Origin of the sequence: Acidocella sp. (genome assembly GCF_036489515.1) — a bacterium.
GTDB lineage: Bacteria > Pseudomonadota > Alphaproteobacteria > Acetobacterales > Acetobacteraceae > Acidocella.
This window is the reverse complement of sequence record NZ_DASXFO010000047.1, coordinates 1-14,153: the sequence shown is the minus strand read 5'-3', so window position 1 is coordinate 14,153 and position 14,153 is coordinate 1. Positions and strand designations below refer to the sequence as shown.

12 protein-coding genes are annotated in these 14,153 nt (G+C 66.7%); 10 read left to right on the top strand and 2 right to left on the bottom strand.

All coding sequences use genetic code 11. From position 1 onward, the window contains the following. The first annotated feature begins 42 nt into the window (after positions 1-42). Positions 43-579: a DUF2380 domain-containing protein gene (locus VGG47_RS07165; RefSeq protein WP_331536903.1), complete on the top strand. Its 537-nt coding sequence runs from the start codon at positions 43-45 to the stop codon at positions 577-579. Positions 580-719: 140 nt separating this feature from the next. On the opposite strand, the gene VGG47_RS07160 is transcribed toward VGG47_RS07165, so the two are convergent. After that, on the bottom strand, positions 720-1,730 hold the full coding sequence (locus tag VGG47_RS07160) for an NAD(P)/FAD-dependent oxidoreductase (protein ID WP_408841667.1): 1,011 nt from the start codon (positions 1,728-1,730) through the stop codon (positions 720-722). On the opposite strand from VGG47_RS07160, the gene VGG47_RS07155 reads away from it, so the two are divergent. The 7 genes from VGG47_RS07155 to VGG47_RS07125 all read left to right on the top strand — a co-directional run bounded on the left by VGG47_RS07155 (position 1,729) and on the right by VGG47_RS07125 (position 10,157). Beyond that, positions 1,729-1,866, top strand: coding sequence for a hypothetical protein (locus tag VGG47_RS07155; RefSeq protein WP_331536994.1), 138 nt, complete (start codon positions 1,729-1,731; stop codon positions 1,864-1,866). The genes VGG47_RS07160 and VGG47_RS07155 overlap by 2 nt on opposite strands. A 74-nt stretch (positions 1,867-1,940) precedes the next feature. Then, a complete protein-coding gene (gene tsaE / locus VGG47_RS07150; RefSeq protein WP_331536901.1) occupies positions 1,941-2,375 on the top strand; it encodes a tRNA (adenosine(37)-N6)-threonylcarbamoyltransferase complex ATPase subunit type 1 TsaE in 435 nt (144 codons plus the stop codon). Further along, complete coding sequence (locus VGG47_RS07145; RefSeq protein WP_331536899.1) at positions 2,365-3,090, top strand: nucleotidyltransferase family protein; 726 nt, start codon at positions 2,365-2,367, stop codon at positions 3,088-3,090. The genes tsaE and VGG47_RS07145 overlap by 11 nt, the downstream gene beginning before the upstream one ends. Continuing rightward, positions 3,090-5,981, top strand: a complete 2,892-nt coding sequence (addB, locus tag VGG47_RS07140; RefSeq protein WP_331536897.1) for a double-strand break repair protein AddB — start codon at positions 3,090-3,092, stop codon at positions 5,979-5,981. Before VGG47_RS07145 ends, addB begins: the two co-directional genes overlap by 1 nt. Next, complete coding sequence (gene addA / locus VGG47_RS07135) at positions 5,968-9,378, top strand: double-strand break repair helicase AddA (RefSeq protein WP_331536894.1); 3,411 nt, start codon at positions 5,968-5,970, stop codon at positions 9,376-9,378. Before addB ends, addA begins: the two co-directional genes overlap by 14 nt. A 51-nt stretch (positions 9,379-9,429) precedes the next feature. Further along, positions 9,430-9,747 carry a thioredoxin gene (gene trxA, locus VGG47_RS07130; protein ID WP_331536892.1) on the top strand — a complete coding sequence of 106 codons (318 nt, stop codon included), beginning with the start codon at positions 9,430-9,432 and terminating at the stop codon, positions 9,745-9,747. A 2-nt stretch (positions 9,748-9,749) separates the two neighbouring features. Further along, positions 9,750-10,157, top strand: a complete 408-nt coding sequence (locus VGG47_RS07125) for an acyl-CoA thioesterase (protein WP_331536890.1) — start codon at positions 9,750-9,752, stop codon at positions 10,155-10,157. 154 nt (positions 10,158-10,311) lie between these two features. On the opposite strand, the gene VGG47_RS07120 is transcribed toward VGG47_RS07125, so the two are convergent. Then, positions 10,312-11,310, bottom strand: a complete 999-nt coding sequence (locus VGG47_RS07120; protein ID WP_331536888.1) for an alpha/beta fold hydrolase — start codon at positions 11,308-11,310, stop codon at positions 10,312-10,314. A 32-nt stretch (positions 11,311-11,342) separates the two neighbouring features. Here VGG47_RS07120 and VGG47_RS07115 point away from each other — a divergent pair, with 32 nt between their 5' ends. Continuing rightward, complete coding sequence (locus tag VGG47_RS07115) at positions 11,343-11,546, top strand: zinc-finger domain-containing protein (protein WP_331536886.1); 204 nt, start codon at positions 11,343-11,345, stop codon at positions 11,544-11,546. 9 nt (positions 11,547-11,555) lie between these two features. Beyond that, a partial coding sequence (gene polA, locus VGG47_RS07110; protein WP_331536884.1) for a DNA polymerase I occupies positions 11,556-14,153 on the top strand: 2,598 nt, incomplete at its 3' end.

The following is a 14,153-nucleotide window of genomic DNA, read 5'->3' as shown; positions in this document are numbered from 1 at the left end:
CCCGCTTCGTTCCGCGGGGATCGCTTGGGCAGCGCCGATTCAATGACGATGCCGTTTCATCCGCGCAGTTTCGTAGCGTGGGGTGTGGCGGTTTTTTGTTTTCTGAGCCTCGTTGGGCGCGGCCTTGCTGCACCGCCGCAAATTCTCGTCGGCCCGTTCGACATGTTCGACACGTCCGCCGACCAGCGCCCTGCCGTGATCGCCGCGCAACAACAATGGGTTGATGCGGCGGCGCAAGTATTCACGGAAAAATTGAACGCAAGCTTGCGGCTCCAGGTCCAGGACTCCGCGGCCGCAAAAACCGCTCTGGCTGGCATCGCAGCCGATTACGACCACCCATCCGCCTGCCGCGGCTGCCTGCTCGCCGCCGCCCGAAAAACCGGTGCGGCCTATGTGTTCATTGGTGCGGTGCACAAGGTCAGCGACCTGATCATCTATCTCGGCGGCGAGCTGGACGAGGTTTCCACGGGCAAGCCGCTGATGAGCGAAATGATCGAAGTGAAGGCCGACGACGCGACAATGCTGCGCCGCGCCGCCGCGACCATGGCGGCGGACACGCTGGCGCATCTGCCGTCTTGAGAAAGAAGCCGCTTTTTGAAAAAAGCGGCGCAAAAACTTCTTTTATGCTGGGCCATGGGCGTTGTCGCCGACAAAGCCCATGACCCAGATTAACAAAGTTTTTTTGCTACTTTTTGTTCACAAAAAGTAGCCTTCCCTTCCTAAGCCGGCACGCCCTTGCTGGTCGAATATTCGAAATGCAGCGCCTTGTCCGGGTAGACGATCGGGTGGATCGCATGCGCCGCGACCGCAGCCTCGGCGAACCCCTGCAGGATCAGCTTAAGTTTTCCGGGATAGGTGGCGATGTCGCCGATCGCGAACACGCCTGGGATCGTGGTCTCCATGGTCGCCGGCGTGGCCCGCACGTGGTGGCGCTCGAGATCAAACCCCCATTCGGCGAGCGGCCCCAGCTCCATCGCCAGACCGAAGAAGGGCAGCAGCACGTCGGCCTCCAGCCGTTTGATGCCACCATCGAGATCCGCGACCTCCACCCCGGTCAGCGCGCCCCCCTCACCCTGCAGGCCATGCAGCTGGTAGGGGATCACCATCTCGATCTCGCCCCGCGCCGCCGCCGCATCCAGCTGCGCCGCACTCTCCGGGGCGGCGCGGAATTTCGGCCGGCGGTGCACCACGGCGATGCTGGCCGCCACACCGTTCAGCGCCAGCGCCCAGTCCACTGCGGAATCCCCGCCGCCGGCGATCACCACCCGCTTGCCGCGCAAGGCTTCCTTGCGCTTCACGTAATATTGCACCGCACCGCTCGCCTCATAGGCGGCAAGCCCTTCCAGCGGCGGCCGATTGGGACCGAACGCCCCCGCGCCGGCGGCCACGATCACCGCCTTGGCGGAAATTTCGTCTCCAGCATCGGTGGTCAGGGTAAAGTCCCCCTTCTCACCTTGCAGCGCCGTCACGCACCGGCCGAACAGCCGTGGTGCGGCGAACGGCGCAATTTGAACCTCCAGCTGGTTGATCAGCTCCCCCGCCTCGATGCCCGGATGGCCGGGAATGTCGTAGATCGGTTTTTCCGGGTACAAAGCGGCGCATTGCCCACCCGCCTCGGACAGGCTGTCGATCAGCACGCAGGAGATTTTCAGCATCCCGCATTCAAACACGGCGAACATCCCGGCCGGGCCGGCGCCGATGATGGCGACATCGGTAATCAATTTTTCCATGATCAGGACGAACCACACCGGCCTTCCGACTGCAAGGGAAGTGAAGGCTTCTTTTTGTGAACAAAAAGAAGCAAAAAAACTCTTCTGCCCCTGGGCCATGGGCGATGCCGCCGCCAACGCCCATAACCCAGCATAACAAAAGTTTTTGCCCCGCTTTTTTCAAAAAGCGGCCTCTTCCTTCTCCCGAGAGCCCCGCTCTAAAGTCGCTCCATGCAACTGACTTTGCCCGACGAGGCCGCCACCCAGGCTCTGGCCCGCACCCTCGCTGAGCGCGCCCGGCCGGGCGACGTTCTGCTCCTCACCGGCCCGCTGGGCGCGGGGAAATCCACGTTCGCCCGTGCCTTCATCCGCGCCTTGGCGGGCGATCCCACGCTCACCGTGCCGAGCCCGACCTTCACTTTAGTACAAAGCTATGAGACGGCTTACACGACCGTCTGGCACTATGACCTATGGCGGTTATCCGACCATCACGGGCTGGAGGAACTCGGCTGGGACGAGGCGCAGGAGGGCATCGTGCTGGTCGAATGGCCGGAGCGGCTGGGGCCGCTCACGCCCGCCCATGCATTGCGCGTGACGATCGCACATGGCACCGGGGGCCGCGAAGTTTCTCTGGCCGGCGAGCAAAGGTGGTTTGATGCGTCCTGATACAGCTGTGATTTTGAGTGCCGGGCGCGGCACCCGCATGCGCCCCCTCACCCTCACCACCCCCAAACCGCTGCTGCCGCTGGATGGACGGCCGATTCTCGCCCATGTGCTGGAGCGCCTGCAGGCGGCGGGGGTGACGCGCATCATCGTCAACGCGCATCACCTGGCCGAGCAGATGGAGGCGTTCCTCGCCGACTATCCCGGCGTGACCCTGCTGCGCGAGGAGCAATTGCAGGAGACCGGCGGCGCCATCACCGCCATGCTGGCGCAAAACCTGTTGCCGGATGCGCCCTTCTACGTAGTAAACGGCGACACCTATTGGGTGGATGGGCCGAGCGATACGCTGCGCCGACTCGCCCAGGCTTTCGATGCCGCGCAAATGGACACGCTGCTGCTCCTGGCCCGCGCCGCGGGCGCCGTGGCCGAAACCGGGCGCGGCGATTTTCTCTGGCCGCGCGATAGCGGGCTACAGCGGCGCGGCGAGCGCGACGTGGCGCCCTATCTGTTCTCCGGCGTGCAGATCGTCACCCCGCGTTTGTTCGCGCAGGCCCCGGCGGCGCCGTTCAGCATGAACTGTCTCTGGGACCAGGCGATGGAAACGGGGCGCCTCGGCGCCATCGTGCATGACGGGGTGTGGTTCCACCTCTCCACGCCCGAGGACCTCGAACGCGCCAACGCCGTGCTGGCGGCCCTCGAAGTCGGTAACACCACCTGATGAACATCGGCGCCTTCCCGGCTGAGGCGCCGTTTCTGCCGGCGCTGGCAAAACTCTGGCTTTCCGCGCCGGAAGCGCCGCATGACGGGCTGATCATTCTGCCCAGCCGCCGCGCCGCCCAGGCGCTCGCCGGCGCGTTCCTGGAGGAGAATGGCGGCAAGGCGCTGCTGCTGCCGCGCATCATCGCGCTCGGCGCGATCGACGAGGCGGCCCTGACGCTGCGCGGCGGGCTGGACCTGCCGCCCGCCATCGCGCCGATGCGCCGCCAGGCGCTGCTGGCGCAGCTGATCCTGAAAATGAACGGCGCGCGCGGCGCCCCGGTGCGCCTGCCCGGCGCCTGGACCCTGGCCGCCGAACTCGGCCGGCTGCTGGATGAGGCGGATTACGCTGGCATCGACCTGGCCGAGACGCTCCCCGGCGTGGTCGAGGGCGACCTCGCCAGCCACTGGCAAACCACGCTGGAATTCCTGCGCATCGTCACCCATCACTGGCCGGCGATTCTCGCCTCGCTGGGGCAGGTCAACCCGGCGGCACGCCTGGTCGGGCTGATCGACGCACAAAGTGCGGCCTGGCGGGACACGCCGCCGCCGCACCGCGTCTGGCTGGTCGCGCGCGAGGGCAATCCGGCGCTGTGCCGCCTGGCCGGCACCGTCGCCGGCCTGAAGCGCGGGCTTCTGGTCCTCCCCGGTTACGATGCCGCCTTATCGGACGAAGCCTGGGCGGCGCTGGACGACAGCCACGCTCAGTCCGGCATCGCGAGGCTGCTCACCGCCATCGGCGCGCGGCGGGACGACGTTTTGCGCCTCGGAGCGGACTCAAAAGCGACTGGACGCGCGGCCCTGTTCTCCCGTGCATTGCTGCCGGCGGCGCAATTGGGCGACTGGCAGCACAAGACGCCGCTCAGCATCGAGGGGCTCTCCCGGCTGGAGGCGCAGGACGAAGCGCAGGACGCCACCGCCATCGCCATGATCCTCCGCGATGCGCTGGAGGTGCCGGGCCGCACTGCGGCGCTGATCACGCCGGATCGCGGCCTCGCCACCCGCGTCGCCGCGGCCCTGAAACGCTTCGGCGTCACCGCCGATGACAGCGCCGGTGAAAAACTGCTGGAAACGCCGCCCGCTTTGCTGCTGCGGCTGCTGAGCAGCGCCGCCGCCGCCGATTACGCGCCGCTGCCTCTGCTGGCCTTGTTGAAGCACCCGCTCACCGCCGCCGGCTTGGCCCCCGAACAATGCCGGGACCACGCCAAGCGTTTGGAGACGCTGGCCCTGCGCGGCCCGCGCCCGGCACCCGGCTTCGGCGGATTGCGTTTCCGCCTCGAAAAACCCGAGCTCGAACCCGACCGGGGATTTTTAAACCGGCTGGAGCAATGCTTGGCCCCCCTCTCCCTCCCGGGCGCGGTGAACCCAGCGGCGGCGCTCGAAGCTTTGATCAAAGCCGCCGAAGCTTTGACCGAAACGGCGGACCAAAAAGGCGCCGAGCGGCTCTGGTCCGGCGAGGCGGGCAGCGCGCTCTCGGAGCTGCTGCTGGAAGCCCTGGCAACCTTGGCGGACCTCCCCGACATCCGCCCTGCCGATCTGCCGGAACTGATCGACGCGCTGCTCGCGGGCACAGTGGTCCGCCGCCCGCGCACCAAGGACGGGCATCCCCGCGTCGCCATCTGGGGCGTGCAGGAGGCGATGCTGCAAAGCGTGGACATCGCCGTGCTGGGCGGGCTGGCCGAAGGCGTCTGGCCGGGCATGGCCGAGCCCGGCCCCTGGCTCAGCCGGCCGATGCGCAAAGCCGCCGGCCTGCCGGCGCCGGAGACCGAAATCGCCGCGGCGGCGCACGATTTTTTCTCCCTCGCCGCCGCCTGCGGCACGGTGGTGCTGGCCGCCCCGGCGCGGCGCGAACGCGCCCCTGCGGTGCCCGCGCGCTGGCTCACACGGCTGAACGCGCTGCTGGAGGGCGCCGGACTCGCTTTGCCCGCCCATGAAGCCGCCTCCTGGGCCGCCCAGCTTGATGCCCCGGCCTCCCGCATCGCCCGGCCGCGCCCGGAACCGCGTCCACCAGCCGCCGCCCGGCCGCAGGCGTTCAGCATTTCCGACGTCGCCACGCTGCTGGCCGACCCTTACGCCATTTACGCCAGGCGAATCCTCGGCATCCGAGAACTGGACGCGCTCGACGCGGAAAGCGACCAAAGCCAGTTCGGCGACGTCGTGCATGCCGGCCTGGCCGCGTTTTTCGCCGATCCGGCATACATCGCAGCACCAGATGGCGCGCGGAAACTGATCTTGGCCTTGCAACAGGCGATGCATGACACAAGGCCGCGCGCGGCGCTGGAACAATGGTGGGCGGCGCGCCTGGAGCGCATCGCGGTGTGGATTTTCGCCGCCGAGCGGGAGCGCCGCGCGTCACTGGGGGCACCGCAAACCATGGCGCTGGAAAAGTCTGCGGAAATGAGCGTGATGGGCGGCTTCGTGCTGAAGGGCCGCGCCGACCGCATCGAGCGGCGCGCCGACGGGCGGATCGCCATCATGGACTACAAGACCGGCGTGCCACCCACCGCGCAGGCCGTCCTTGCCGGCACCGCCCCGCAATTGCCGCTGGAGGCGCTCATGGCCGAGGCCGGCGCGTTCGGCCCCGGGCTTGCCGGCGAGGTCGCGGAGCTCGCCTATTGGCGGCTGTCCGGCCGGCATGAGCCCGGCGAGGAAAAGGCGCTGTTCGCCGCCAAGCCTGAAAAACTCCGCGAAGTGATCGACGCCGCGCGCGACGCCTTGCCCGCTTTGTTCGCGAAATTCGCCGATCCCGCGACCCCCTATCTCGCCGCGCCTCACCCGGCGCGGCAGAATCTCTACGATTCCTACGCGGGCATTTCCCGCCGCGCCGAATGGGCCAACGATGACAGTGATTGACATCGCCAACGCCGAGCAGCTGCGCGCCTCGGACCCGGCCACCTCCGCCTTCGTCGCCGCCTCGGCGGGCAGCGGCAAGACCAAGCTGCTCACCGACCGGTTGCTGCGGCTGATGCTCAGCGGCACCAAGCCGCAAAAAATCCTCTGCCTCACCTACACCAAGGCAGCGGCGGCGGAGATGACCATCCGCCTCAACCGCCGGCTCGGCGCCTGGGTGGTGATGCCGGAGGCCAAGCTGGCGGCGGACCTGGCCGCGCTCGATGTGCCGGCGACGCCGCAAACCCTCGACCTGGCGCGAAAACTGTTCGCCGAGGTGCTGGACCTGCCAGGCGGCATGCGCATCGGCACCATCCACGCCTTCTGCCAGTCTCTGCTGCGGCGCTTCCCCCTGGAAGCCGGCCTGTCGCCGCATTTCGAGGTGGCGGACGATGCCGACGCTCACCTGCGCCTGCGCGAGGCGCGTGAGGCCGTGCTGGCCGAAGGCGCCCATCGCGACGCGATTTTCGCGCTGGCGGCGGAAACTGACGAGCAGAGTTTTGCCGGCCTGACCGGGACTTTTGCCACGGAAGGCGGGGATCTGCCGGATGCGGCGCAGGCCGCGGAGCTGCTGCGCGCGGCCTTGGGTGCGGGCGAGGAACGCGGCGACGAAATCCTCGCCGCCGCCATCTCCTGGTCGCGCGAAAACCAGGTGCGCGAAGTGCTGCGCCGCGTCGCCGAGCTGGGCAATGCGAGCGGCCAGAAATGGGCATTGCGCGCCCTGGACTGGCTGGCGCTGCCTGCGGAAGCGCGCGTCACGGCCTGGGCGAACTGGCGTGCGGCGCATTTCACCCAAGGCGGCGAAGGCACGCCTCTGACGCTCCACAATTATTGCGGAAAAAAACTTAGCACCGAGGAAGACGACATCAAGGCGGAGATCGCCCGGGAATGCGCCCGCATCGAGGCCGTGCAGGAATCCCTGCGCGCGGCGCGGCTGGCGGAAATCAACGCCTTCCTGCTGCAGCTGATGGCGCCGATCCTCGCCCAGGAACGCACGCAAAAGCAGCTCGCGGCACGGCTCAGCTATAACGATCTGGTGCGCCATACCGGTGGGCTGCTGATCGATCCGGGGGCGGCGTGGATCCTCTACAAGCTCGACGGCGGCATCGATCATCTGCTCCTCGACGAAGTGCAGGACACCGCGCCGTCGCAATGGGAGATCGCCGACGCCATCGGCGATGAGTTCTTCTCCGGCACCGGTGCGCAGGAGCGGAGCAGAACTATCTTCGCGGTCGGCGACGCGAAACAATCGATCTTCTCCTTCCAAGGCGCGGATCTGCAAAGCTTCGAGCATTACCGGCGCAAATTCCGCCAGAAGGTGCAGTCGGCCGGGGAAAGCTGGCTGGACGGCAAACTCTCCGTCTCTTTCCGCTCCACCGAACCGGTGCTGGCGCTGACCGATGCGGTGTTCGCGCAAGGCCCGGCACGGCGCGGCGTGTGCCTGCAAGACGAAATTTTGCGCCACGGCGTCAGCCGCGCCGGGCAGGCCGGGTCGGTGACGCTCTGGCCGCTGACCAAGGAGAGCCCGGCCTCCGAGGTGCCCGCCTGGTCAGTGCCCGACGCGTACGAAACCGCGGATTCCGCCAAGACCCTGCTGGCCCGGCAGATCGCCGAATTCATCGCTGAACGTCTCGGCCAGGACCTTCCGAGCCGGCGCAAAAATGCGACGCCGGGGGATTTCCTGGTGCTCGTGCGGCGGCGCGATGCGCTGGTCGCCGCCATCACCAGCGCGTTGAAAGCCGCCGGCATTCCGGTGGCCGGGCTGGACCGCATGGTGCTGACCGAGCAGGCGGCGGTGAGCGATCTGCTGGCCTTGTGCGATGCACTGCTGCTGCCGGAGGACGATCTCGCCTTCGGCCAATATCTCGCCTCGCCGCTCGGCGGACTCTCCGATGAGAGCCTGATGGAGCTGGCGCTGAGCCGGCGCGGGCGGCTGGTCTCGGTGCTGTTCTCCCGCGCCGCGGAGCGCCCGGACTGGCAGGAAGCCCGCGCCTATTTCGAGGCCATGCGCAGCCGCGTGGATTATTTGACGCCGTTCGCCCTGCTGAGCGAGGCGCTGGGCCCGCTCGGCGGCCGCGCCAAACTATTGCAACGGCTGGGCGCGGAGGCGGCCGAGCCGATCGACGAGTTTTTGGCCGAAGCGTTAAGCTTTTCGCAGTCGTCGCCCGGTTCGCTGCAGCTCTTCCTGCACCAGCTCCGGCAATCCGGCGCCTCGATCAAGCGCGAGGCCGAGGCCGGCGGCGATGTCGTGCGGATCATGACCGTGCACGGCGCGAAAGGGCTGCAGGCGCCGATCGTGATCCTGCCGGACACCACCACCCTGCCGAAAATGGACAAAAAACTGTTCTGGCTGCCGGTGCCTGGCCAAAAAAACGCGACGGTGCCGGTGTTCTGCCCGCGCGGCGCCCTGCGCTCCCAGGCGCTGGCCGAGGCCGCCGCACAGGCCACTACTGCCATGGAGGAAGAATATAACCGCCTGCTCTACGTGGCGCTGACCCGCGCCGAGGACGAGCTGATCGTCTGCGGCGCCGAGGGCAAGCGCGCGGCGTCCGACACCAGCTGGTACGAATCGGTCAAAGCCGGTTTTTCCCGGCTGGACGGGGTGATCGAAGCAGAAAACCGGCTGGTCTACGCCTGCGCACAGACCGCCTCACCCGACCGCGTCGCCGCCCGGCGCGAAGCCGCCGCGGTCGCAACACTGCCGCGCTGGGCCGGTGCTGCGCCGGGCTGGGCCGCCCTCCCGCCCGCGGGTGAGACCACGCGGCCGGAACGCATCGCCCCCAGCCGCGGCACCGATGACGAGAAGCAGCGCGCCATCGCCGCCAGCCCGCTGGGCCTGGAATTGTCCGAATCGCGGCAACGGCGCGCCGCCGCCATGGCGCGCGGTCGGGCCGTGCATGCGCTGCTGCAGCATCTGCCCGATCTTGCTGCGCCGGCGCGCGAAGAGGCCGCACGGCGCTACCTGGCCGCCGATGCAGCGCTCGCCGACCAGGCCGAGCGCGTGTGCGACTCGGTTCTCACGATCCTGAACGATCCCGCTTTGGCCCCGCTCTTTGCGCCCGGCGCCCAGGCCGAAGTGCCCCTGGCCGGCGTGCTCGGCGATGTGGAAATCGCCGGCGTGGTCGACCGTCTGGCGGTGACCGAGGCGGCGGTGTGGCTCGCCGACTACAAGACCGACCGTCAGCCCCCTTTGCGGCCTGAGGACATCCCGAAAAAATATTTGCAACAGCTCGCCGCCTACCGGGCCATTTTGGCGACAATTTTCCCCAAAGCAGAAATTCATTGCCTGCTGATCTGGACCGAAAGTGCGACTTCCATGCTGGTGACGCGGGACAGGCTTGATACTCATGCGCCCGCTTGATCACCCCCTCATTCACCGCCATGTTGATGCTTAACAGTTAAGGATTTGGTTATGAGCAAACCTGTGACCGATGCGAGTTTCGAGACCGACGTGCTGAAAGCCGGCGCGCCGGTGCTGGTGGATTTCTGGGCCGAATGGTGCGGCCCGTGCCGGGCGATCGCCCCGGCGCTGGAGGAGCTGGGCACCGAATATGCCGGCAAGCTGGAAGTCGTGAAGGTGAACATCGACGAGAACCCGATGACCCCGTCGCAGTTCGGCGTGCGCGGCATTCCCACGCTGATCCTGTTCAAGGACGGCAAGCCGGCGGCGACGCAGGTGGGCGCTGCGCCAAAATCGGCGCTGAAAGCCTGGATCGACAAGAGTCTCTGATTATGACCGATGCGCAGTCCGTGGAAAAACCGCCGGCCGGGATCCCGATGGTCCGGGCTATCGCCATGCCGGCGGATGCCAACGCCAATGGCGATATTTTCGGCGGCTGGCTGATGAGCCAGATGGACCTTGCCGCCAGCAATCTCGCCGGACGCACCTCGCACGGGCGCTGCGCCACCGTCGCGGTCGACGCGATGACCTTTCTGCGCCCGGTGAAAATCGGCGACGAAGTCAGCGTGTATTGTGAATTGCTCTCCACGGGCCGGACATCCATGAAGATCAGCGTGGAAGCCTGGCGGCGGGCGCGCATCGGCACGGAAGAATACCGCGTGACCAAGGCGGTGTTCACCTTCGTGGCCATCGATGCCGAAGGCAAGTCGCGACCGATCACCGAGCCTAGCAACACCTGAAGGAAAGCGAAGAAAAGGCTACTTTTTGCGAACAAAAAGTAGCAAAAAAACTTTATTAATCTGGGCCATGGGCGTTGTCACCGACAACGCCCATGGCCCAGATTAGCAAAAATTTTTGCGCCGCTTTTTTAAAAAGCGGCTGCTTTCTTCTCGCTCAATCGCCATCGCCCAAAAACACCGTGGCCAGGCTGGGCGCCGCTGAGTTGAGGCCTTCTCCCAGAATATAATCCGCGATGTCGCCGTCCGGCACGGCGCGTTCCTTGTCGCGCGGCAACAAATGATAATCCGGCGGGTAGAAGGCCAGCGTCACCGGCGCGTCCGCCGGGATCGCGTTCCAGCAGCGCCGCATCGCCTCGGCGGGGATCAGCTCGTCGTGCCCACCGTAGAGAAACAGCGCCTTCTGCCGAAAATCCGCGCAGGCGGCCTGCGCCTGGCCCATCAGGCGCACCAGCCCGGCCAGATTGTCGAGGCGCGGGGCATGGATGGTCAGCGGGTCCTCGCCGAAGGCGATCAGGGCGGCGCGGTTATCGCTTGCGGTGATGTGCACCGCTTGGCCGGTGAGGCGCTTACCCGGCGCCACCTCATCGGCGATGCCGAGCACGGCGCGGTAGGCCGGGTTCAGCGCCTCCCCGCCCCACACCGCCGGCGCGGAGAGGACATACCCGTCCACCGGCGGGGGAGTTTTGTCGGCTCCGAGCAGGATGCCGATGGCCCCGCCCATGCTCTCACCCATGATGAAAAGTTTTTGCGCCGGGTAACGGGCGCGCAAGCTAACCGCCATGTCCCGCGCCTCGTCCACCAGCCGGTCCGTGCCCGGCCAGAAACCGCGATTCGCAGTGGCGCCGAAACTGGACTGGTCCGGCGCGTAAATGGCGATGCCGCGCGGGTTCAGCGTTTTCGCCAAGATCACCCAGCCGTCGCGGCTGTCGGTATAGCCGTGCAATGCCAGAACGACGGCGCGCAATTTTCCCTGCGGCGGATAATAGCGATAGGGAAGCGTTGCGCCGTCGGGCAGGTGGAAAAAACCGCTGGTGACGATGGGAAAGTCGGGCCGCGCCTTCGGGATGCCGAACGGGATCGGCACGCAGCCGCCGACCAGCGCCAGCAGTAGCAGCACCGCGAGTTTGGGCTTCCGGATGATTGCCGCTATCATCGCCGCGACTTCCACCCTTGAAGGCAGGACCAATGGACGCCACCGCGCAAAAAACCCCGACCGAGATCATTCATGTTAAAACCAGTGCGGTCTCCTGCGATGGCGGCAATGGCGCCTACGGTCACCCGCGAGTCTACTTGAAGATTCCGGACACGCAAATCACGAGGCAAATCATGTGCCCGTATTGTTCCAAGCTGTTCGTGCTGGAACCCGGCGCCACCGATTCCGCGCATTGATCTGATCCCATGAGGCTTGTGCTCGTCGACGGATCGGGATTCATCTTCCGCGCCTTTCACGCCATCCCGGACATGACGCGGCCCGACGGCACGCATGTGAACGCGGTCTTCGGTTTCTGCAACATGATCGCGCGGCTGCTGAAGGATCATACCGGCACGCATCTGGCGGTGATCTTCGACGCCGGACGCGTGACCTTCCGCAACCGCATGTACGATGCCTACAAGGCGCACCGGCCGGAACCGCCGGAGGAGCTGCGGCCTCAGTTCGCCCTGATCCGCGAGGCGACGCGCGCCTTCGGCCTGCCCTGCATCGAGCTTGAGGACTGGGAGGCGGACGATCTGATCGCCGCCTATGCCAAGGCCGTCTGTGCTGCCGGCGGCGAGGCGGTGATCGTTTCCTCCGATAAGGACCTGATGCAGCTGATCGGCCCGGGCGTGAGCATGCTCGACCCGATGAAGAACTTGCCGATCGGCCTGGCGGAAGTCGAAGCCAAATTCGGCGTGACGCCGGACAAGGTGATCGAGGTGCAGGCGCTGATCGGCGATTCGACCGATAACGTGCCGGGCGTGCCGGGCATCGGCCCGAAGGGCGCGGCGCAGTTGATCAACGAATACGGCACGGTCGAGGCGGTGCTGGAAGCCGCCCCGGCGATGAAGCCCAGCAAGCGGCGCGACATGCTGATCGAGCATGCCGACAAGGCGCGGATTTCCAAGCAGCTGGTGACCCTGCGCGCGGACGCGCCGCTGCCCGAACCGCTGGAGAATTTTGCCCTCCGCCGCTGGGACGATGCGGTGCTTTCGGCCTTTCTCGACCAGAATACGTTCAAGAGCATCAAGCACCGCCTGGCGCTGATCGACGTGCCGGAGCAGAAGGCCCCCGAGGTGGAGGTAGAGGCCGCGCCGTTCGGCGGCTACGCCACAGTCACCTCGATAGCGGCACTGGACGAGCTGATCGCCGAGGCGCGGCGGAGCGGAAAACTGGCGCTGGATATGCAGACCGACAACCATCTGTCGCTGCACGGCGATCTGGTCGGCATCGCGCTCGCCGTGGCGCCCGGCCGCGCCGCCTATGTGCCGCTCGGGCATAATCTCGGCCTGGAAGACGCGCCGCTTCTGACCATGAAGGCGGTGCTCGGCGCCCTCGCCCCCCTGCTGGAAGATCCTTCCGTGATGAAGATCTTCTTCGACGCGAAATATCAGCTGGAAGTGCTGACCCGAGCCGGGCTTGCCACCGTGGCGCCGATCGACGACGCGATGCTGATCTCCTACGCGCAGGATGCCGGCAATTTCGCCCATGACCGCGCCACGCTCTCGGAAAAGCACCTCGCCCACGTCCCGAAGAAATTCGACGACGCGGCGGGCTCCGGGCGCAACCGCCTGGCTTTCGTGAACGTGCCGATTGGTTCCGCCACCGCCTATGCCGCCGAGGGGGCGGATGTAACGCTGCGGCTGTGGCAGCAGCTCAAACCGATGCTGCGGACGAACAAGTCCCTGGCGCTGTACGAGCTGCTGGAGAAGCGGCTGATCCCGGTCCTCACCGACATGGAATTTTATGGCGTGATGGTGGACCGCGCGGACCTCGCCGCGATGTCGGCCGAATTCGCCACGCGCATGGGGGAGATCGAAGCCGACATTCACCGTCTGGCGGGCCAGACATTCAACGTCGGTAGCCCGAAGCAGCTCGGCGAGATCCTGTTCGAGACGCTGAAACTGTCCGGCGGCAAGAAGAGCAAGATCGGCGCCTGGGGCACCGATTCCTCGGTGCTGGAGACGCTCGCCGAGGCCGGGCACGACATCGCGCAGCGCGTGATGGACTGGCGTCAGCTGGCCAAGCTGAAATCGACCTATGCCGATGCGCTGATCGAGCAGATCGACCCGAAGACCGGGCGCGTGCATACGAGTTTCTCGATGGCCGCGACCACCACCGGCCGCCTCTCTTCGACCGACCCCAACCTGCAAAATATCCCGATCCGCACCTCCGAGGGGGCACGGATCCGCAAAACCTTCATCGCCGCCCCCGGGCACAGCCTGATCTCGGCCGATTATTCGCAGATCGAGCTGCGGCTGCTTGCCCATGTGGCGGACATCCCGGCCCTGAAGGAGAGTTTCGCGAAGGCCGAGGACATCCATGCGCGCACCGCCTCGGAAGTGTTCGGCGTGCCGATGGCGGGCATGGATGCGGCCACCAGGCGGCGCGCGAAAGCGATCAATTTCGGCATCATCTACGGCATCTCCGCCTTCGGCCTGGCCAACCAGCTGGGCATCGAGCAGTCGGAGGCCGGCGCCTACATCAAGACCTATTTCGAGCGCTTCCCCGGCATCCGCGACTACATGAACGAGGCGCGGGCCTTCGTGCGCGAGCATGGCTTCGTGAAGACGGCCTTCGGGCGCAAGGTCCACATCCCGGCGATCCGCGGCAAGTCGCCGGCCGAGCGCAGCTTCGGCGAACGGGCGGCGATCAACGCCCCCATCCAGGGCACGGCCGCCGACATCATCCGGCGCGCCATGGTCCGCATGCCGGCGGCCCTGGAGGCCGCGGGGCTTTCCGCGCGCATGCTGCTGCAGGTGCACGACGAACTGGTGTTCGAGGCGCCGGAAGCGGAGGCC

Coding starts and splice junctions, on each gene's coding strand:
- VGG47_RS07165 (WP_331536903.1), top strand. CDS start 43: ATGACGATGCCGTTTCATCCGCGCAGTTTCGTAGCGTGGGGTGTGGCG.
- VGG47_RS07155 (WP_331536994.1), top strand. CDS start 1,729: ATGATCAGGACGAACCACACCGGCCTTCCGACTGCAAGGGAAGTGAAG.
- VGG47_RS07160 (WP_408841667.1), bottom strand. CDS start 1,730: ATGGAAAAATTGATTACCGATGTCGCCATCATCGGCGCCGGCCCGGCC.
- tsaE (WP_331536901.1), top strand. CDS start 1,941: ATGCAACTGACTTTGCCCGACGAGGCCGCCACCCAGGCTCTGGCCCGC.
- VGG47_RS07145 (WP_331536899.1), top strand. CDS start 2,365: ATGCGTCCTGATACAGCTGTGATTTTGAGTGCCGGGCGCGGCACCCGC.
- addB (WP_331536897.1), top strand. CDS start 3,090: ATGAACATCGGCGCCTTCCCGGCTGAGGCGCCGTTTCTGCCGGCGCTG.
- addA (WP_331536894.1), top strand. CDS start 5,968: ATGACAGTGATTGACATCGCCAACGCCGAGCAGCTGCGCGCCTCGGAC.
- trxA (WP_331536892.1), top strand. CDS start 9,430: ATGAGCAAACCTGTGACCGATGCGAGTTTCGAGACCGACGTGCTGAAA.
- VGG47_RS07125 (WP_331536890.1), top strand. CDS start 9,750: ATGACCGATGCGCAGTCCGTGGAAAAACCGCCGGCCGGGATCCCGATG.
- VGG47_RS07120 (WP_331536888.1), bottom strand. CDS start 11,310: ATGATAGCGGCAATCATCCGGAAGCCCAAACTCGCGGTGCTGCTACTG.
- VGG47_RS07115 (WP_331536886.1), top strand. CDS start 11,343: ATGGACGCCACCGCGCAAAAAACCCCGACCGAGATCATTCATGTTAAA.